We start from the raw sequence: 21,690 nt of genomic DNA, 5'->3' as shown, positions 1-21,690 counted from the left end.
GCTGATCACGGGATGCTGCAGCAGATGATACGGCGGCCGGCGCCGTACCCCAGCATTTTATCGTATTGTGTTGTATTTTTACGGCATGATTAGTCCAATTGACATTACTACACCTGTTCAGCAACTTATTGATCGTATCGGATCAGACTATGAACATGAAATAATACCAGTACAGCCGGCACCCGGAGCGAAGACAGGAAAGTCTTATATCAATGTGCAGGAGAAAGTGGCGAAAGACGGGGGTAACCCCGTGTATGGCTGGGCCATCTGGCAGGGTGATTTTATCTGCGAAGGCGAGCATTACGCCGTATGGGAAGATAACGATGGTAACCTGACCGATGTCACGCCGCCGCGTGTTGCTTTAGAAAAGATCATGTTCATCCCTGATGACAGGTTCACCGCTGAAGACAAGCAGGCCCGTAATGTCCGGGTTAATATCACCGGCAATCCGCTGGTAGATCATGCCATTATGCTCTCCGAGATGAAAGAGTTCCTGTTGAAATATGGTAAACAGCTGGAAGACGATAACATCAATTTCAATACCTATACCGGGAACATGTATAACCACTACGATACCCTTGCCAATAACGTCATGCTGTTCCTCACGGAAGGCGGTAAATTTGGTGCGCCATGTTACTGTAAAAGTGGAAAGCCTTATAGCCAGTGTCATGGTAAAAACCTGCCGGCAGCTATTGCTGTGGATAAACAAAATGCCACAAAGGTGAATGAGTAACGGATGGCCATGAGGCCTTCCCGGCTGCATGCTTCAACAGATAAAGAATAACGCCTGTAATCCTACTTCCGGTTACAGGCGTTATTTTTCTTATGCTATTTTCCTAAAGTTATTTGAATGGACCGCGGTTAATACCTTGGATCAGGTCTGCCTGACAACTGATATTCTTTTGGCGGTTCCGCATGCAGCAGGTTACGCACAAAATAATCCCAGCGGCGACGCATCATATAAGGTCCATCTCCTGCAAATCCGTGTCTGGCGTGCGGAAATACGATCAGGTCATAATCCTTGTTAGCCTTCGTCAGTGCATCTATCACCAGTAATGTATTATACGGAGGCACGTTGTCATCCATCATACCATGGGCCAGGAGCAGCTTGCCTTTCAGGTTACCGGCATAGAGGGCATTGGCCTGTTTGGCATAGTCCGATTCGGAGGTCAGGCCGTTGTAACGCTCACCCCAGTCATCTTCATAGCTACGATTTTCATGGTTGCCTGATTCAGAGATCCCTACTTTGAAGAAGTCAGGATAACGGAAAAGGGCGGCAGCGGTAGCGAAGCCGCCACCGGAGTGTCCCCAGATACCTACACGGCTGGTATCGATATACGTATACCTGGCAGCCAGCTGCCGGATACCGGTGATCTGGTCAGGTAATGTATTCTCCGCCATGTTACCATAGTTCATATCATGGTAGCTTTTGCTCCGCAGCGGGTTACTGGTACCTTCCAGTATGACTACAATGAAACCCAGTTCTGCAAGCGCCTGATGGTCATTCCGGGCAGCCATAAACGACCAGTCACGTACACCCCCACCCTGCGGACCAGGATAGATATAATCAATGATCGGGTACTTCTTACCTGCATCCAGGTTGGTAGGCGTGAACAGCAGTCCATAGATATCCGTTTTGCCGTCATGGGCCTTAACAGATACCGGCATGGGCGCTTTCCATCCGGTCGCTTTCAAACGGGTGATATCGGCCTTTTCCAGTGTAATGAGTAGCTTACCCTGTGCATTGCATAACACGGTGGTCGCAGGAATATCCGGCTGTGAATAGCTGTCTATGAAGTACTTCTCTCCCGGTACGAAGGTCAGCTTATGATTGCCCGCTTCCGGCGTCAGGTCTTTGAAGCCGGTACCGTCGAAGTTAACTTTGCAGAAGTGGCTGAAATAAGGATTGACCTTATCGAGGCCGCAGGCATTGAAATAGATCACCCTGTTCTTCTCATCGAACCGCTCCACACTGGTAACGAGCCATTGACCTTTGGTGATCTGGTTCTTTACCTGTCCGGTAGTAGCGTCATAGAGATACAGGTGCCCCCAGTCATCGCGTTCGCTATACCAGATGATCTCATTGGTCTTCTTAAAATAACGCCAGTTGATCGCGTCCTGTCCGGATTCGTACTGGGTGGCTACTTTTTCCTGCATAACCTCACGCACCGCACCGGTCGTAGCGTTAGCAATGCGCAGCTTCTCTTCCTTATGATTGCGGGAAGTAGATACAAATGCCAGCTCAGTGTTATCATCACTCCAGTCCACATCATCAAAGGTGCCACTGGAAGAAATATCATCGCTCAGGGTGCCACGATGCGGGTCTGGTGCTACCTGTATAGGGATTACCTTCGCCGCATCGACATCAATGATCACCCTGTGGATCATCGGAATAACCGGATCACCGGCAAGTGGATACTTCCATGTTTTCAATACAGGCTTACCAATATTGGTCGTCACAAGGTACATGTCACTTACCTCGCGCTGGTCCTGTTTGAAAGTGGCAATCTTACGGGAATCATGCGACCAGCGTAATACCGGGTTATCGCTGCTGCGCCAGCCGGCGTTATCAGTTGCATAACCGAAGTTCTTCACGCCATCGGTGGTCAGTGCACGTTCCTTCCCTCCAGGCAGCTCACGCACCCACAGGTTATCGTCTTTGATAAAAGCAATGAGTTTGCCGTCGGGTGAAAGCACACCACCCCGACCATTTCCGGAATGGGCATCACCCAGATGGCCTTCAACTTTCTGACACTGATAGGACTGCAGATCACAGGTCCATTCATATCCAGCTATTTCAAAGCCGATGCTTTTGTTATTATTCAGGAAATGGAAAGCGCGAAACGGCAGTGCGTATGCTTTATAAGAGATACCGGTAGCCTTCGACAATGATGCCGCCAGTTTCTCCTGGTCAAACGCGGCACTGCGGGTTGCTTTTGCGGGATTCACCAATATAAATTCACTCCCCCGGGCAGTCAGCACCCTGTACCAGAAACGGCCATCTTCCAGCCACTCGGGAGATACTACGTTATTATCCACCAGTGGGGCCGTGTTATAAATTAGCCGGCTCTCTGCGAACCGGTAAGCGTCAACTGTAACAGGCTGCTGCGCATAAAGACTGCACGTAACCAGGGCACAGGAAGCGGTTAAAAGTAATTTGTTCATAGTTAATTCCAGATGCGTGGGCATTTAGTCAGGGACTAAAGATAAGATTGTGACGTTATATATAAGAAGGAGTGATATAAATTACATCAGGCAGGTCCGAAATGACCCGAACGGTCAGTTGACAGCGTTCATCAGCAATACTTTCCTAAGAAACATCCTCAAATTCAAAGTCAAACAGATCTTTAGGTGGTACGCCAACTCCTTTGGCAATAGAATAGATGATAGATATGGTCGCACTATGCTCTCCGTTGATGACACGATACACCTGCTTTGTTTCCAAACCACCATGGGCAGCTACTTCTTCCGGTGTCTTCTCCTGAGAAACTATGACCTTCTTCAGATGCTCTCCGAAGGCTTTTAAATATGTTGTATTACGGACTTTCACGTTCCGAATATGCAGTTCTATTTAAAAATAAAATTGTCAATTTTGACAATTAAGTATAATTATGGTAACTTTATTCCAACAGCAAAAACATAAAACACACAGTGACAGGGTGAAAAAGGGCTGTTATGGACAACCATTTTATCAGATAATAAGAAAAGCTCCAGGATATGAACGCGCCACAAACAGGACAAAAGAAGGACCAACCAACCAGTAATCTGCTGAATGAACTGCATTTGATAATGACCCATTTACCCGTCGTTCTTCGGGACAGGATCTGCGAAGAATGCGGATGGAGCATTCCTACCTACTACCGTAAATGCAGAACGAACATCAAAGGGGAAAAGGCATACAGCAATGCGGAAGAGGAAATGATCCTGCGTGTTCATTTAGAGATCTTAAAAGACGCTATCGCCCAGGTAGACAGATACAGCAAGGTATAGTCCGGCAGCGGCAGGGCCCTGTCTGCTAACATGATCAGGTCATCTTTCAAAATTAGTGCCCACTGGTAAAATATTTCTGTGTGCCATTCGTCTATCTATAAAACACAGGATTTATCTATATGGCTAGAAGGCTTTTTTTGATCTTATTACTGTTTGTGGCAGGCGATGTTTATTTCTACCAGGCTATCACTACACTTACCCATAACGCCCTGTTCCATCAGGGCTACTGGCTGCTCGATATACTCATAATGGCGGGCATTATCGTCAGCATCTCCCTGCTCAGGGCAGGCAAGCGCGTACAAAGAATGCTGTCGCTGCTGATGGCGGCCATGATATTACTTTTCGTACCCAAACTGTTCTCCTCGGTATTTCTGTTAGCGGAAGACCTCGTCAGGATCTTCAGGGGATTTCCGCCCAGGAGCCTGTATGTCAGCGAGGCGACACTGGCACTCGCAGGTGTCCTGTTCCTTGTCATTCTCTTCGGTTTAACACGCGGCAAACACTTTTACCGCGTACGTAAGGAAACATTACACTTCCCCGACCTCCCGGAAGCATTCGATGGCTTCACCATTACACAGATCTCAGATATACACTCCGGTAGCTTCAGCGATGCCGCAGGTGTGCAAAAAGGACTTGACCTCGTTAATGCACAGAACAGCGATCTGCTGCTTTTTACGGGAGATCTTGTGAATAACATGGCGACGGAAATGGACCCATGGATCCCCGCTTTCACTAAACTGAAAGCTCCCTATGGCAAATATTCCGTTCTGGGTAACCATGACTACGGAGACTATATGCGTTGGGAAAGTCCGGTTGCCAAGGAAGCAAACCTGGTCCGCTTAAAAGAGATCCACGGTGAGATCGGTTTCCAGCTACTACTGAACGAAGCTATCAGGATCAGCAAACAGGGACAAAGTATTGCGCTGATCGGTGTAGAGAACTGGGGTAAAGGCGGCTTTCACAAATATGGTGACCTCAAACAGGCCACCACCAATGTACCTGATAATGCTTTCAAAATACTGATGTCCCATGATCCGTCCCACTGGGATGAAGTGACCGTAGATCATGATCAGCACGTACATCTTACCCTCGCAGGACATACGCATGGTATGCAGTTCGGTATTGAATTATTTGGATTCAAATGGAGCCCGATCAAGTATTTCTATAAACAGTGGGCCGGCTTGTACAACCAGGACGGAAAGTACCTGTATGTAAACAGAGGATTTGGCTTCCACGGATTAAAAGGCAGGATCGGTATGTGGCCGGAGATAACCGTGCTGACACTGAAGAAAGGAAAGGCATAACCACACAGCAGCCATTTTTACATTACCCATACCTTTATTTTTCAAAAACATACTAACTAGTATGTTTTTATTTATCTTTGCTTCGTTCAATAGCCAAACTATGCACCAGACGTTGCTACTACTACATTCCGTCAACAGATATCTTGTTGTCTTCAGTCTTATTGCTGCGATCATTACGGCGTGGAATGGTATCCGGCTTAACAAGCCATTCTCCCGATCCAGTAACACGATCAGGCACCTTACCGCCACCATTACACATATACAACTGGTACTCGGCATCGCCCTGTATTGCATCAGTCCTGTGGTGAAGCTGGCGGGATTTGATGCTGCTTCAGATAATATCGTCAGCGAACACACGTTCTTTCGTTTCATACACCTCTGTCTCATGATCATTGCTATCGTCATCATCACCATTGGCTCCGCAACAGCCAAACGGATGGATACGGATCAGTCAAAATTCAGGAACATGTTACGATGGTATTCCCTGGGGCTGCTGATCATACTCATCGCAATACCATGGCCGTTCTCTCCATTAGCTAACCGACCTTTTCTCCGATCATTCTAATCACTGTTCAATATCATGTTACATCTTGTTAAAACGCCGATAGGCCGTCTCAGGATCCTCGGATTCTTCGAAGGAATGTCCCTAATCATACTCGTCTTCATTGCGGTGCCATTAAAATACTGGGCACAGCAACCTGCACTGGTTAAACTACTGGGACCCGTTCATGGCATACTTTTCATCGTTTTCGTGATCACTACTCTCAGTGTGGCTGTCACCTACCGCTGGAAATTTTTTCAGACTTCCTGGAAAGTACTGCTCTCCTGCCTGATCCCTTTCGGGAACTTTTATGTAGATAAATATATACTGGTACCGGAAGAAGCGGCTAGCGAACGCCAGCAGAACGGGCCGCATAACACAAACAACAGTGCGGGCAAATAAATATATTCCGCTTATTGTTTTGATCGCTGCGCTAGCGTCATATCTGATAGCCTGTAACAATTCCTCACAGGCTATCAGTAACAATATATCATTTAAGAACACACTCTCCGCCTACCCGCTGTTCGAAGGAAAAATGAGGGATCTGCTGCCAGCTACCGGCGTCGTCACCTTTCATATCGCCTCCACCTTATTTACAGACTATGCGGAGAAACAACGGCTGTTAAAGATCCCTGCCGGAAGTAAGCTGGTGCTGAACGGCAACGGACTACCCATCTTTCCCGAAGGCACCATCATCGCCAAAACATTCTATTACTCCTCTACTGCGAACGGTAGCAGGCAAATCATAGAGACCCGCCTGCTATTATTGAAAGATAAAAAATGGAATGCGGCAACATATCGCTGGAATGACGCCCAGACCGATGCAACTTTATTAAAGGATGGCGCTACCGTTCCGGTGATGTTCACTGATCATACCGGAAAAAAAAGACAGCTGCACTATAAGATCCCCACACAGCAGGATTGTGGTTCCTGCCATCGGTCAGGAGACGCATTAAGTCCGATAGGCCCCACAGCATCCAACCTGCATATCATTGTTGACAGAGATGGTATCCGGCAGCCGCAACTCAACTATCTCATGCATAAAGGTATACTCGCGCAGGCCAACATCACTTCCATTCCCTCCATGCCCGATTATAATGACGCATCACTCGCTGTTCCTGTGAGGGCCAGAGCCTATCTCGATATCAATTGCGCACATTGTCATCAGTCGGCCGGCATCGCAGGCAACACCTCTATCCAACTCGGTTATTCCCTTCCTTTTGAGGAAACCGGCATTCAGTTCAACAAACAAAACATGCTCGTCAGGATGCATACACTGGGAGAATACCATATGCCGAAAACCGGCACTACCATTGTAGATGAGGAAGGATTACAACTGGTGAAAAAGTATATCTACAGTCTTGGCGCTCAGGAAACCTCCGGGAAATAATGCAACTTTGCACACGTAAATTGTTACCTTACTTTAACGTGGGCAATTACATAAACCAAAGATATCCAGATGAAAAAGGCGGAAGCGACGCGGATCAATATTCTGCAAAAAGCATTCGAACTAATTTATGTCAGGGGTTACAAGACCACCAGTATTGACGACATTATTGCCACCACCCAGGTCACCAAAGGCGCCTTTTACTACCATTTCAAAAACAAAGATGAAATGGGGATCGCCATTATCAATGAATTAATGAAGCCTGCACTTACGCAAAGTTTTATTGCCCCCTTACAAAAAGACGAACCGCCATTGGAAGCTATTTATAACTTAGTGCATCACCTGCTGATGGAGGATAAATTCCTCCAGGTTGAATATGGATGTCCGGTGGCTAATTTCGCACAGGAAATGAGTCCCTGGAACGCCGATTTTAATGAGGCGTTAAACGAACTGACCCAACAATGGACGAAAAACATGATCGCCACTATTGAAAAAGGCAAGAAAAACGGGTTGGTAAGAAAAGATGTGAATGCGAAACAGGTCACCCTGTTCGTCATGTCGGGATACTGGGGTGCACGCAACTTTGGCAAACTGGAGAACAGCAAAGCCCCTTATACACTTTTTCTCAAACAACTGAAGTACTATCTGGATACACTGAAGTGAAGCCACTGACCGTATAAGGAATATGCTGTTTGCGTCCGGCCATTACCCGCTAAATCCAGATGCTGTCAGGAGTTGTACAAATTCCTTATTTTTTGATTAAATTTAAGCCTGGGGGAAATCTTAAGCGCTTAGTGAACGACTTCATACATACCGACACCGACCAACAGCTGCTCAGTCTTATTAAAAACGGCTCAGAAACGGCCTTCCAGCAATTATTTCAACGGCATTGGGAAAAGCTGTATACGACAGCCAGTAAAAAGCTGGGTGACCAGGAACTGGCCCGGGAACTTGTACATGACCTTTTTCTGGACCTGTGGCGTCGCAGGCAAGAACTGGCCATCATGAACCTGCCTGCCTACCTGGGAAAAGCCCTCCAATACCGTATTATTAATAAACTCATCGCTAAAAAAGACGAATTCTTCTTCGAATTGCTTGACAATACAGAAGAATCCCTTTATAAAGCAGATCAGGCATTACTGGAAAAAGACCTCACGGCCCTGATCATTTCATGGGCAGAAGTATTGCCGGAAAGACGCCGGCAGATCTTTATTCAATACTATCTCCACCACCTCACCACCCAGGAGATTGCCGATAACCTTCAGCTCTCCCGTAAGACAGTACAGAACCAGCTCAGCATCTCTATACAGGACCTGAAAGCCCATTTCGGGCACCTCCTCATCCTGCTCGTCCTGCTGGATGACACGCTCTGACCAGGCAGCCGGAAAACTTTTTTAAAAAAAGTGTCCTGAGGTCGGGAAAGCACTCCTTTTTTCCTGACTATACTATTAAAGCCACCTGTTATGTACGATTCCGGCAAGGACAAACAACACTTCTTCCAACTGCTCGCCAGGTATAATGAAGGGGAAGCATCCCCTGAAGAAGCCGCGTTTGTAGAACAGTACCTGGAAGTGCTGGATTACCGGGACCGGAACGTGCTGAAAGATTTCGATCAGCAGAAAGCAGGAATTGCTGCCAACATACAGGATCAGCTTTTACAAAGTATCCGGCAGGAACCGGTCGTAAGACCCCTATTCCCTATTCGCCGTTGGGCAGTAGCCGCAGCAGCTGTTTTATTGCTGCTCACCGGTGGTTATTATTTATTACGGCAGTCACCTGCACCGGCGCCACCACAGCTGGCAAAGCATACTGACATTCTTCCGGGAAAGACGGGCGCAATACTTACCCTGGCTGACGGTAGCGATATAGTGCTGGATAGCTCGCAACATGGCCTGATCGCTATGCAGGGCACCACCGCCATTCAGTTAAGGAACGGAGAGATCTCCTATAAGGAAAGGAATGGTAATCATTCGAAGCATACCGGACCTGTCGCTTACAATACCATTACCACTGCCCGGGGCCGCCAGTATCAGCTGATCTTACCAGATGGTACCAGGGTATGGCTGAATGCGGCCAGCAGCCTTACCTATCCTACAGCTTTCACAGAAAAGGAAAGAACAGTAAAGGTAACCGGTGAGGCATATTTCGATGTGGCAGCCAACGCCAGCCAGCCATTTAAGGTGATCATCAATGACGTCACTTCCATCCATGTTTTAGGAACTGCATTTAATATCAACGCTTATAAAGATGAAGCCACCATCAACACCACCTTGATAACGGGTGCTGTCAGGGTGTCTCATCAGGAAACATCACAATTACTGAAGCCAGGTCAGGAAGCGCAGATCGGTCAGCAGATCCGTCTTATCAAAGAGGCCGATGTAAACAGCGCGGTGGCATGGAAAGAAGGCATATTCGCCTTTAATAATGCAGACCTGCAGACCGTCATGCGGCAACTGGCCCGCTGGTACGACATTGAAGTGAGCTATGAGGGGAAAATACCAACCGCCACTTTTACAGGAGAAATAGACAAAACCCTCACCTTATCACAGGTGTTACAGGGGTTATCGGCAACAAGTATCAACTATAAAATCGAGGGCAAAAAGCTAATTATTATTCAGCATTAGAGAGAACCAAAATCGCGTGAACTAAATGAAAAAACCGGGTGCAAAGATTGGCGTCCTACCCCCGGTTTTCGTTTAAGTCCGGCTTATTACTAAACATTAAACATTGCAAATGTATGCAAATTAAGGGTCAATGCAATCCCGTCGTCCCCCCTATGCTTATGGGGACCAGATCAACCAAAAACGCACTTGTAATGAAACTGGCTATCCTGCTTTTCTTCATGGCGCTGCTACAGGTAAATGCCAGCACCTTCGCACAGACGCAGACTCCACTGGTCACCTTCAGTGGTAAGTCAGTTCCGTTGCAGAAAGTGTTTGCCAGCATCCGGCAACAAACCAGCTACAAGTTCTTCTACCGCAACGAAGACCTGGCCATCGCCTCACCGGTAACGGTCCAGTTAAAGAATGTACCGCTGATCAGAGCCCTGCAGCTCATCCTGGCCGATCAGCCACTGAACTACAGTATCCAGGGGCAAACGATCTTTATCAGTCGCAAGCCCCCTGCCGTGATCTCACAGGCCACAGAAGACGGCTCCGACCATCCGGGCTACGTAACCGGTAAAGTGACTGACAATAACGCTCAGCCGCTTCCAAACATTACCGTGATGCTCCGCAATGGCCGCCGCTACGTATTCACGAATGAACAGGGACAGTTTACCCTTTATGGACTGGTTCCTACCGATACGCTGCTCTTCACCAGTATCAGCCATGAAAGTGTGTTAGTTCCCTACTCCCGGATGACGGAGAACATGACCATCATCATGTCGCCCCGTATCAGTGCATTATCCACTGTTACCATTTACAACACCGGCTATCAGCAGTTGAGCCGGGAAAGAGCCACCGGTGCTTTCGGCAAGCCGGATATGGAAGTGTTCAAAGAACGTGTCAGCACTTTTGATGTGGTGGCCAGGCTGGAAGGGCAGGTACCAGGTCTTACCGTAGGTATCAACTCCACCTCCTCCGGCAGAACAGGCAACGGTTTTACCACCAGGTCAAGTGTGATCAGGGGATATTCTACTGTGAGTGGTGATCAGCCTACCAATCCGCTCTATGTCATCAATGGTGTCATTACGACCGACTTCAGTTCTGTCAATCCCGATGACATAGAAGATATCACTGTGCTGAAAGATGCCGCTGCTGCCGCCATCTGGGGTGCGCGGGCCGCTAATGGTGTGATTGTCGTGAAAACCAGGGAAGGCAATAAAAATCAAAAGTTGTCGGTGAATTACACGGGATCTGTGAGTTTGCAGGGCAAACCAGACTTCAGCTATAATCAGCTGATGAACAGTGAACAGTACATACAGACCGCCCGCGAGACATTTGATCCTGTTAACTATCCCTGGAACTCACTGGGCACACAGGTGGTATTGCCGCATGAGATGGTACTATATAATCAATACCGCGGCCTGATCAGTACAGCACAGGCTGATAAAAGTCTGGATAGCATGAGCCGCATAGATAACCGGTCGCAGATCATTGATCTTTTCTATCGTAAGCCTGTCACTACCAATCACACCGTGTCCGTTTCCGCAGGAAACAGTAACTATGCCTTCTATGCTTCGCTGGGCTGGACAGGTGTGCAAAATAATACGCCGGGTAATAAGAACAATACCTATAAGGTTAACCTCTCCCAGCATATCAATGCCGGCAAACGGATCACGGTATCGCTGAACACCTCACTGATCAATAACGTCATGAGTGCCAGGAATATGCCGTCCGTTGATAATACCTTCCTGCCCTATCAGTTATTTGTAGATGGACAGGGAAGAGAACAGAATATTGCATTCACCAATGGATGGAGCGATTCCACCCGTAATAATTATACTGGCAGAAGCAGGATCAACCTGGATTATTATCCCCTCCGGGAAATCAACTATGCACATTCCAATACCAACACAATCAGTGTCAATCTCACCGCCAATGTTGGTGTTAAACTGTGGAAAGGCTTCAGCTTCCAGGGTACATACGGCTACCTGAAAGCGCCTGGCACGTCGACTACATTTACGGACGCCCGCACTATCGGCCAGCGTAAACAGTTGCTGTCCTTTACGGTCGCTCCGTCTCCGGCTTCCACACCGACGTACTATCTGCCGGTGAATAACAGCCTGTATGTTTCCTCTAATACAGATCAGCGTAACTGGACCGTGCGCAACCAGCTGTTATATACTGCTGCTCCACGCTCAGGAAAGGACATACTGACCATACAGGCCGGCCAGGAAGCACAGGAAGCTTCTTCTCTCCGCAATACAACCAGCATCCTGGGATATGACGAAGCATTGGGTACTTATCCGCTGCTGGATTACAGTACGCTTAGCAGAGGGGTATTTGGCACGGTAACGGGCTTTGGCTTCTTTCGTACATCACCCTACCAGGTATTCAAAACCCTGTCACGTTTTACCTCCCTGTTCGCCCTGGCCAGTTATACCTTCAATCATAAGTACAGTCTGGACGCCAGCTGGCGCAGAGATCACAGCAACCAGTTTGGTAGTGACATTTCTGTACAGAATAAACCTGTATGGAGCCTGGGGGGTAAATGGCAGGTGCGCAATGAAGGATTTATGCAGGATGTCAGCTGGATCAATACTCTGGCGCTGAGAGGTACCTATGGTATTACCGGTAACTCTCCGTATGTAGGTGCTGCATCCCTGTATGATATCCTGATCGCGGAACCCCAGTCCCAAAGCGGTGGCATCGCAGGAGATGCGCTGGCGCTCGGCCAGCCAGCCAACAGAAAACTGACCTGGGAACGTACACAGACCACCAATATCGGTATAGATTTCTCTGTACTGGAGAACCGCATCTCCGGCACACTGGATGCCTACAGCAAGACGACGACAGACCTGCTGGGTAAGGTACCCTTAAATCCGTTTACCGGCTACGAATCGCAAACAGGCAACGTCGGTAAGCTGGTGAACAGAGGCATAGAGATAGCCCTGCGAACAACGAATATCAGAAAGCAGGACTGGGCCTGGTCTACCAATTTCGTCTTCAGCTATAACTATAATAAACTGGTCTCCTATGCGGCGCCAAGCCCGTTCTTCAATACGGCCAGCTATAAGTTGAACGCTCCTTACTGGATAGGTTACAATTCCAAACCGCTGTTCGCTTATCAGTACGCGGGACTGGACAACATGGGTGACCCGCAGATCAGGCTGGCGGATAAATCGGTCTCCAAAGAACCGAACATCGCCAAACCGGAAGATATTGTATACCAGGGTACCACCCAATCGCCATTCAACGGTGGCCTCACTAACCGCTTCGACTATAAGGGCATCTCCCTGACGGTGAATATGGTCGGTAACATAGGTGCTGTTATGCGTAAGAACGTCAATTACTTCTTTACCGGCAGAATGCCGGGTACCACTTCTCTCAGCGGCAATAATCTGATGGCTAGTTTTGCTGATCGCTGGAAGCAGGCGGGTGATGAAAACAGGACCAACATACCGTCCTACGTCTCCAATATGGGTGTTAGCTATATGCGCAGGGATATTGGGTATTACACATCTGCTGATCTCAATGTGATCAGTGCCTCCTATCTCAAGATAAGGGACATTACGCTTGCCTACGAGTTACAGCCGGCGGCGCTACGTTTCCTGAAAATACAGCGGCTGAACATCTATGCACAAACAACCAATTTCCTGATCTGGACAGCCAACAGCGAGCGTATCGATCCTGAAACCGGCTATCCGGGCGCACTCTACAAACACCAGTACAACCTCGGCATGCAGGTTACACTTTAATTCACTTTTAAACGGAGAAGGATGAGAAAGATTATTTATATCACGATAATGATGTCCCTTGTTGCCTGTAAAAAGAGTTTCCTGGAAGTAGTGCCGCTGGGCTCACAGATAGCAGTCACGACGGACGACTATGATAAACTGATGAACGATCCGGCATACTATATACAATCATATTCCGGTGGATGGCAGGAACCGGTACTGATGGAAGATGACGTGGCAGCAGAAGCAACGTATTTCAACCAGGGCAGTCCGCAGATGGCCAAACTGTTCCAGTGGCAGGATGTCATTTACCTGCAACAGGACCCCTCACCGTGGGCGCTGACCATCTGGCTGCCGCAGATCTATTCGCTGAACAAGATCATCAATGAAGTGATGGACGCCAGCGGGGGAACAGATGAACAGAAAAGGTCCATCCGCGCACAGGCGCTGGCGACACGTGCCTGGACCTACTTTCAGTTCATCAACTATTACGGCAAACCATATGTAGCTGCTACAGCCGCTACAGATCCCGGGTTCCCGATCATAGTGCAGGCAGATGTGAACGTGAAGATCTTCACACGCGCTTCTGTACAGGAAGTATACGACTTTATGATCAGCGACCTCACTGCTGCCATTGCCGACCTACCGGTGACACCCACTATACAGACGCGTATGTCTAAACCGGCAGCCGAAGGCCTCCTGGCGAAAGTATACCTGTTCATGGGCAGGAACAATGAAGCCCTGCCGTTGTTCAACGCCGCCTTTGCGGACCTGGCAAACGGCGATACGCATTTATATGATTACAACCAGACACTTGGCGCAAACGGCTCATTCCTTCCGTTAGATGTGATGATCGGTCCTTCACAGGGCGCCGGTAACAACCTGAACGACCTGACGGAAGCAGTTGTATCAAAGATCTTCTACAACGGGCCTTTTAACGGTAACCAGCTGGGTAATAACGGCCTGGTACTGGCACCGTGGGCTGCCGCACTGTTTAAGCCGTCTGACCTGCGTCTGCAGCTGTATACAGACAGGAACCCTGATCAGTCGCCCAATCCTGGTGGCCGCCTGCGCAAGTATGGTGTACAGTGGTCCAGGATCGGATTACAGCTGCCCGAACTCTATCTGTTAAGGGCAGAGTGCAAAGCGCGGCTGAACGACCTCCCGGGAGCCACAGCAGACGTACAGACCCTGCGCGAGCACCGTATGCCTGTAGCAGATGCCGGTATACCTGCCGTTACGTCGGGCAACCAGGCTGCCCTGATACGTTTCATTTTCGAAGAACGTATCCGTGAGTTTGCCGCAGAAGGTTACCGCTGGTTTGATATGCGCAGGCAATCGGTAGATCCGCTATTTGCCGGACAGGTATTTACGCATACGCTTTATAACGAAGACGGCACCTTTACCACCTATACACTTAATCAACCCAACCGGCTGGTATTACAACTGCCACCGGCATTGATGAACAACAATCCGGGTATGCCAAATAATCCTTAATCCAACACAAAAAAATAATCAATGAACAGTATTGTAAAGCTGGAGCACTTATCACATCGCTACACCAGCTCATGGGCAATCCGTGACATCAATATGGAGATCAGTCAGACCGGAATCGTGGGTTTACTGGGGTCTAATGGTGCAGGCAAATCTACTACAATGAATATTCTGTGTGGTGTACTGAACCAGACAGAAGGCAATGTATACGTGAATGGTATCAATATGCGGGAGAACCCGGAACTGGCAAAACAGGAAATTGGTTTTCTGCCACAGACCCCGCCCCTGTATATGGACCTCACAGTAGATGAATATCTCATCTATTGCGCAGGCCTTCGCCTGATGCCAAAAGAAAAGATACAGCCGGCATTGAAGGAAGCGAAAGAACGTTGTGGCATTGCACATTATAGCCAGCGCCTGATAAGTAATCTCTCCGGTGGCTACCGGCAGCGTGTAGGTATCGCCCAGGCGATTATACACCGGCCTTCACTGGTGGTGCTGGATGAACCTACGAACGGTCTTGATCCTAACCAGATCATTGAAGTAAGAGCGCTGATCAAAGACATCGCCAGAGACCGCGCCGTGATCTTCTCGTCACATATTCTGTCGGAAGTACAGCTGCTATGTAAAGAGATCAAGATGATCGATAACGGCAGGATCGTATTTGCAGACAGCATGGACGCGTTCAACAACTATATCGAGCCACATAGTGTACTGATGCATATGGAGAACCCTCCCGCTGCTGAAGCACTCATGGCGATACCAGGTGTGACCAAAACAGATTTCCTGACGGAAAGACAGGTACGTGTCCACTTCAATGGCGACCAGGAAATTACGGAACACCTGATCGCAGCCAGCATACAACAGGGCTGGAGGTTGAGAGAGATCACGCTCGATAAAACAGCGCTCGACGAAGTATTTAAACAATTATCCAATCAATCATCACAATAAGAGATTCATGAAGACGGTTTTCAGAATTGCGAAAACAGAATTACGTACCCTGTTCTATTCCCCGATAGCATGGTTTTTACTGATCGCTTTCCTGGTACAATGCGGTATGGCATATATAAACGGATTGGACAGCAATGCGCGTACGCAGGAAATGGGCGGAATGGGACTGGAATATATGACGCGCGTCACCGACAGGATATTTGCTTCCAAAGGCGGCGTATTCAATGTGGTGATGCAGACATTATATCTCTACATCCCGCTATTGACAATGGGATTGATCAGCAGGGAAGTCAATAACGGTACGATCAAATTACTATACTCCTCCCCTGTGAAGGTAAGAGAGATCATCTTTGGTAAATTCCTGGCCATGATGGTATATAATCTGCTGATGATTGCCATACTGGGTATCTTCATCACCGATGGTCTGCTGCACATCTTGCATGCAGATGCCGGCATACTGCTGTCAGCGTCATTCGGCTTTTACCTGCTGCTATGCGCCTATTCCGCGATCGGCCTGTTCATGTCCTGCCTGACCTCTTACCAGATCGTAGCGGCTGTCTGTACCTTCATTATGGTAGGCGTATTAAGCTATATCGGCACGGTTTGGCAAAACATTCCATTTGTACGGGACCTCACCTATTTCCTTTCATTGAGCGGACGTACCGAAAAAATGATGGCAGGTTTGATCACCAGCAAAGATGTGATCTACTTCCTGGTGATCATTTATATATTCCTGGGGCTGAGTATCTACAAACTAAAGGCGGGACGGGAATCAAAACCAGCGATTGTAAGATTCGGCAGGTATGCGGCTATCGTGTTATCTGCACTGGTGATCGGCTACGTCACCTCACGTCCTTCGCTGGTGGCCTACCTGGATGCTACTGCGAATAAATCCAGAACACTCACACCCAACTCCCGGCAGATCATCAAAGAGCTGGGTGATGCCCCTCTTGAGGTCACCGCCTACAACAACCTGCTGGGGCAATACTATTACTTCGGATCAGAAGATGGACGTAACATGGACCTGGCCAGGTGGGAGCCTTACATGCGTTTCAAAGATAACATTGAACTGAACTACGTCCAGTATTATGACAGTATTCTCGACAATCCCAATATCATGCGCTTCTATCCTGGCAAAGACCTCCAGGATGTAGCCACACAGCGTGCAAAGGGTATGGACCTGAAGATCGCAGATTTCAAATCGCCTGCTGAAATGAGAAAGGTCATTGACCTGCGTCCGGAACAGAACCGCTATGTGATGCAGCTGAAGTATAAAGGCAAAACAACTTTACTGCGCGTATTTGACGACCAGTCACAGTGGCCGGGTGAAGCAGAGGTAGCAGCTGCCTTTAAAAGACTGCTACAGGCTAAGATCCCGAAAATAGCCTTCCTGAGCGGCAACCTCGAGCGAAGCATTCATAAAACAGGTGACCGTGAGTACAATACGCTGACCTATAAGAACGGCTTCCGTTATGCGCTGGTTAACCAGGGCTTCGATGTCGATACCCTGTCGCTCGAAGAGCAGGATGCTCCTGATAACATCTCTACACTGGTGATCGCCGATCCTAAAACAGCACTCTCGCCGGCAGTACTTACACGGATCAGGAATTACATTGACAAGGGTGGTAACCTGCTGATAACCGGGGAACCTGGCAAACAGGGCGTATTAAATCCGCTTTTAGCACAACTGGGCGTACAACTGATGGAGGGAACGATCGTACAACCCAGTGCAGACATGACGCCTGATGTGGCGCTGCCGCTGATGACGGCCACCGCTGCTAACTTGTCTAAAGCCCTGGCGAAGAACTATAAGGACAGTATTGCTATTTCCATGCCGGGAGCGACAGGCATCGTCTATTCGGACAGTCTGTTCAAAGTACAGCCGTTATTAATGACAGCAGCAGACAGGAGCTGGATCAAGAAGGATAAGCTGGTAGCTGATTCTGCCGTAGTACACTACGATCCTGCCGCAGGCGATAAAAAGATGGCGGTACCAACAGTTGTGGCACTGACCCGTAACGTAGGCAACAGGGAACAACGTATCATCGTGGCCGGTGATGCCGATTTCCTCAGCAACGCCGAACTTGGACGCTTCAACATCCAAACAGCCAATTTCTATTTCAATACGGGCCTGTTCAGCTGGCTGAGTAACGGAGAATTTCCCATCGACACCTATCGTCCTGCTGCAAAGGACACCCGTGTCACCGTAACGATCGACAAGGTGCGCATCCTCAGGATATTTTATCTGTGGGTATTACCGGGTATACTCGTGGCATTCGCCACCATTCTGCTCATCAGACGTAAAAGGAAATAACCACTATGCTGTTCACTACAGATAAGCAAACACTGGATGACCTGCACATCTTTGGCCGGTATGGCGGAGACGCGGTGTATAACATTTTCAACCGTACAGTGACCCACGGGGGTGCGCTCATACTGGAAGAAATGTTCCGGCATCCGCTATCAGATCATATCAGCATCAACCGGCGCAGCAATATCATTCAGCATTTTGCGGCAGCAGGAACTGTCTACCCATTTGCGGCACCGCTCTTTGATGCAATAGAGCCTTATATCGGCAATACGGACGAGCGGACGAAGTTATCTGCCGACGAGCAGTCTGTCAGTAAAAAACTGGCAGGCATGATCGTCTCAGATGGTAATACTCAGATGGTCTATAAAGGTGTGCAATCACTGGTCACCCTTTTACAAAGTGTCCGGGTATTTATCGATAGTAAAGCAGGCGGCATTGCCTATGAGCAGGAAAGGAATATCCTGGCCTCTCTCCTTGCAGCACCGGCGTTCGCTCCGGTGCTGGCCCAACAGGGCAAGCTATCACACGCCACGATCGCGGCCTATGATGTGATACTGCGTTTCCGTCACCGGGAACTGATACAGCAACTGTTACATTACCTCTATTATCTGGACGTCTACCTTTCTGTAGCCAAAGTAGCAGCTGAACGTGGCTTCGTATTCCCACAGGCCATATCTGACAGTGGCTGCCGGGCAATAGTCGAAGGCGTATATCATCCATTACTACCGAAAGCAATTGCCAATACCATTCATATCACGGAGCAGAACAATGTCATCTTTCTGACCGGAGCGAACATGGCGGGCAAGTCCACTTTTATGAAATCGCTGGGTATCGCGCTGTTCCTCGCTCATATGGGCTTTCCGGTAGCAGCAGCTAAAATGGAGTTCTCCGTGCTGGATGGTATCTATACAACGATCAACCTGCCGGACAACCTGGGCATGGGCGCCAGTCACTTCTATGCGGAAGTACTGCGGGTAAAGAAGATCGCACAGGAGTTAAGTCAGGGGAAGCGGCTGTTCATTGTGTTTGATGAACTGTTCAGAGGTACAAATGTGAAAGATGCCTATGAGGCGACCATTGCGATCACCAGCCGCTTTGCCCGGAAGCATAACAGCATCTTTGTCATCTCTACCCATATTATTGAGGCGGGCGATGTGTTGCGACAGCAATGCAGCAACGTACATTTTGTATATCTCCCCACCCGTATGGACGGTCACAAACCGGTATACACCTATACACTGGAGCATGGTATTACAAACGACAGGCATGGGATGATCATCATCAGCAATGAAGGCATTCTTGACATGCTGGAGGCAGGCCTGACTAAAACGAAATAAGTATGAGTTTTAAAGCTGATAAGCAGACACTGGAAGACCTGAACCTGACTGGTAAATTCAAACCGAATTCCATTTATCAACTTTTTAGTAGAATCAAAACCACCGGAGGGGAACGACTGCTGGAACAAATGTTCCAGCAGCCCCTTACTGATCCGGATGCGATCAACCATCGCAGTGCGACCTTCCGGTACTTCCAGGAACAGCGGTTAACATTCCCCTTCAGTAGCAGTGATGTACAGGCAGCAGAAAACTACCTGACCATGAGTGGGGCAGCCGGCCTTCCATCCATCCTCAGAAAACGGCTGAATGCATTCCTTCATGATGAAGAATATGAACAGCTACGCAAAGGACTAATGGCTACCCTCCATCTACTACGTACTTTCAAAAGCTTCCTCCAACAGTTGAATAACTATGAAGAAGCTGCACTATGGCGCCAGGTATTATCGGATCTTACCTGGCTCAGTAATGTCAAAGAACTTTCTGTGTGGACAATCGCCTATTACGACCGCCAGCTGCGACACCGCCTGTCGGCGCAGATGGAACAACTACTACAGGGCATTTACCAGCTGGATGTATACATCGCGGTCAGTGATGTGGCCCGCCAGCGTGGATTTCACTACGCAACGGCACTACCCGCTTCGCGTAATATATTTCATACCACGGGACTACGCCACCCTGCATTAGATGCCGGTATTGCCAATGCGATCTCACTGGACAGCCGCTCCAATGTCATCTTCCTTACAGGCGCTAACATGGCCGGAAAATCGACACTGATGAAATCATTCGGCATCGCACTGTACCTGGGCCACATGGGGTTCCCGGTAGCTGCTGCCAACATGGAGTTCTCTGTCCGTGACGGCCTGTATTCTTCTATCAATGTGCCTGATAACCTGAATATGGGATACAGTCATTTCTATGCGGAAGTACTGCGGGTTAAACAGGTCGCAACGGAAGTGAGCAGTGGCAAAAATCTGGTTGTGATCTTTGATGAACTGTTCAAAGGCACTAACGTAAAAGATGCCTATGATGCCACACTGGCTGTAACAACCGCATTCGCACGCTATAGCAACTGCTTCTTCCTGATCTCTACACATATTATCGAAGTAGGGCAGGCATTACAGACGCATGCCAATCTGCAGTTTACTTACCTGCCAACTTTACTGGACGGTGCAAAACCCAGGTATACCTATCGGCTGACGGAAGGTATTACCAGTGACCGGCATGGCATGACCATCATTGAAAATGAGCAGATACTTGAGCTGCTGGAAAGCTGACAGGCGTATTTACAACTATACACGCCTGCGGGCTTCCTGTGACTGCCACTACGTTATCTATACCGGTCGCGTCATGGCCCAATATTACCCATAATATGCCCACGCTTTCAGACAAAGGTGACAGAACCCGAAAACAGGGTGACAAAACCGGGATTCGTGGTGACGAAAATTTTACGGGCCGTTCTGCGGGCCATGTCGTTCGGCCCGGATGGGATATTGTATTCACTAAGTAAGCTTTCTCCTCCGTTTCTCCTCCGTTTTAAAACGGAGGAGAAACGGAGGAGAAAGCTTACCATAACGAATACAATACTAGTATCTGACTATACCCTGAATCTATAAAAAAATAAAACCGGCTCAGGATTGAGCCGGTTTGTTCAAACCTACAACTGTCACACTTTATTGTAATACTGTATACGTCTTTTATAACTTAAGTGAGCTGCAAATATTATTCGTTTATCCTATCCGACAGAAATAAATCAACTGAACTGTACATAATGCCGGATAAACTGACCATATCATAAGCCGGAAGAATAAGCCATCTCAGTTGTCTACAGGAATGGCAGTAACAATATCGTTACATTCCCATAGGGAATTGTACTGATCCTGTTGGAAAGAAAATATTTATCAGAGGAAGTATTCCGTTTAAACTGCCGGGAAAGCACTGGTGTCAGTACACCTGCGTTCACACCTATCATCAGTAGCTTATTCACACGAAACTCCATGCCCGGACCAGTTTTAAGGTCCTCGATTGCTGTGAAATC

General features: G+C 48.3%; 18 protein-coding genes. 15 read left to right on the top strand and 3 right to left on the bottom strand.

The genetic code is table 11. The features are described 5' to 3' along the window. Positions 1–85: 85 nt before the first annotated feature. Positions 86–733, top strand: a complete 648-nt coding sequence (locus GWR21_RS28340; RefSeq protein ID WP_162335067.1) for an SEC-C domain-containing protein — start codon at positions 86–88, stop codon at positions 731–733. A gap of 128 nt (positions 734–861) precedes the next feature. Here the strand turns inward: GWR21_RS28340 and GWR21_RS28335 are convergent, their stop codons facing one another. Together GWR21_RS28335 and GWR21_RS28330 are read right to left on the bottom strand one after the other, a co-directional pair. After that, entirely contained in the window at positions 862–3,165 is a 2,304-nt protein-coding gene (locus tag GWR21_RS28335) for a S9 family peptidase (protein WP_162335066.1), read from the bottom strand. Between the two features lie 145 nt (positions 3,166–3,310). Further along, complete coding sequence (locus tag GWR21_RS28330) at positions 3,311–3,550, bottom strand: helix-turn-helix domain-containing protein (protein WP_162335065.1); 240 nt, start codon at positions 3,548–3,550, stop codon at positions 3,311–3,313. Between the two features lie 167 nt (positions 3,551–3,717). Here GWR21_RS28330 and GWR21_RS28325 point away from each other — a divergent pair, with 167 nt between their 5' ends. The 14 genes from GWR21_RS28325 to GWR21_RS28260 all read left to right on the top strand — a co-directional run bounded on the left by GWR21_RS28325 (position 3,718) and on the right by GWR21_RS28260 (position 20,929). After that, positions 3,718–3,990: a hypothetical protein gene (locus tag GWR21_RS28325; protein WP_162335064.1), complete on the top strand. Its 273-nt coding sequence runs from the start codon at positions 3,718–3,720 to the stop codon at positions 3,988–3,990. A gap of 119 nt (positions 3,991–4,109) precedes the next feature. After that, positions 4,110–5,294 (top strand): metallophosphoesterase, encoded by a 1,185-nt coding sequence (locus tag GWR21_RS28320; protein ID WP_162335063.1) that lies wholly within the window; start codon positions 4,110–4,112, stop codon positions 5,292–5,294. A 61-nt stretch (positions 5,295–5,355) separates the two neighbouring features. Beyond that, on the top strand, positions 5,356–5,859 hold the full coding sequence (locus GWR21_RS28315) for a hypothetical protein (protein WP_238430057.1): 504 nt from the start codon (positions 5,356–5,358) through the stop codon (positions 5,857–5,859). A 15-nt stretch (positions 5,860–5,874) separates the two neighbouring features. Then, positions 5,875–6,237 (top strand): DUF3817 domain-containing protein, encoded by a 363-nt coding sequence (locus tag GWR21_RS28310; RefSeq protein ID WP_162335062.1) that lies wholly within the window; start codon positions 5,875–5,877, stop codon positions 6,235–6,237. A 19-nt stretch (positions 6,238–6,256) separates the two neighbouring features. Further along, positions 6,257–7,225, top strand: coding sequence for a hypothetical protein (locus GWR21_RS28305; protein WP_162335061.1), 969 nt, complete (start codon positions 6,257–6,259; stop codon positions 7,223–7,225). 69 nt (positions 7,226–7,294) lie between these two features. Further along, complete coding sequence (locus GWR21_RS28300) at positions 7,295–7,885, top strand: TetR/AcrR family transcriptional regulator (protein WP_162335060.1); 591 nt, start codon at positions 7,295–7,297, stop codon at positions 7,883–7,885. Positions 7,886–8,016: 131 nt separating this feature from the next. Beyond that, positions 8,017–8,595 (top strand): RNA polymerase sigma factor, encoded by a 579-nt coding sequence (locus GWR21_RS28295; RefSeq protein ID WP_162335059.1) that lies wholly within the window; start codon positions 8,017–8,019, stop codon positions 8,593–8,595. A gap of 90 nt (positions 8,596–8,685) precedes the next feature. Beyond that, the gene (locus tag GWR21_RS28290) at positions 8,686–9,846 is read left to right on the top strand and encodes a FecR family protein (RefSeq protein WP_162335058.1); all 1,161 of its coding nucleotides are present in this window, start codon (positions 8,686–8,688) and stop codon (positions 9,844–9,846) included. A gap of 191 nt (positions 9,847–10,037) precedes the next feature. Then, positions 10,038–13,583 (top strand): SusC/RagA family TonB-linked outer membrane protein, encoded by a 3,546-nt coding sequence (locus tag GWR21_RS28285; RefSeq protein WP_162335057.1) that lies wholly within the window; start codon positions 10,038–10,040, stop codon positions 13,581–13,583. Positions 13,584–13,604: 21 nt separating this feature from the next. Beyond that, a complete protein-coding gene (locus tag GWR21_RS28280) occupies positions 13,605–15,059 on the top strand; it encodes a RagB/SusD family nutrient uptake outer membrane protein (protein WP_162335056.1) in 1,455 nt (484 codons plus the stop codon). A 21-nt stretch (positions 15,060–15,080) separates the two neighbouring features. Next, complete coding sequence (locus tag GWR21_RS28275; protein ID WP_162335055.1) at positions 15,081–16,007, top strand: ABC transporter ATP-binding protein; 927 nt, start codon at positions 15,081–15,083, stop codon at positions 16,005–16,007. Between the two features lie 7 nt (positions 16,008–16,014). Further along, on the top strand, positions 16,015–18,321 hold the full coding sequence (locus GWR21_RS28270) for a Gldg family protein (protein WP_162335054.1): 2,307 nt from the start codon (positions 16,015–16,017) through the stop codon (positions 18,319–18,321). A 5-nt stretch (positions 18,322–18,326) separates the two neighbouring features. Then, positions 18,327–19,655 (top strand): MutS-related protein, encoded by a 1,329-nt coding sequence (locus tag GWR21_RS28265; protein ID WP_162335053.1) that lies wholly within the window; start codon positions 18,327–18,329, stop codon positions 19,653–19,655. Positions 19,656–19,657: 2 nt separating this feature from the next. Continuing rightward, entirely contained in the window at positions 19,658–20,929 is a 1,272-nt protein-coding gene (locus GWR21_RS28260) for a MutS-related protein (RefSeq protein ID WP_162335052.1), read from the top strand. Positions 20,930–21,477: 548 nt separating this feature from the next. Here GWR21_RS28260 and GWR21_RS28255 read toward each other — a convergent pair. Continuing rightward, a complete protein-coding gene (locus GWR21_RS28255; RefSeq protein WP_162335051.1) occupies positions 21,478–21,651 on the bottom strand; it encodes a hypothetical protein in 174 nt (57 codons plus the stop codon). Between the last annotated feature and the right edge of the window lie 39 nt (positions 21,652–21,690).

The organism is Chitinophaga agri (assembly GCF_010093065.1).
In the GTDB taxonomy this organism is placed as follows: Bacteria; Bacteroidota; Bacteroidia; order Chitinophagales; family Chitinophagaceae; genus Chitinophaga; species Chitinophaga agri.
This window is presented reverse-complemented; position numbering and strand designations above follow the sequence as displayed.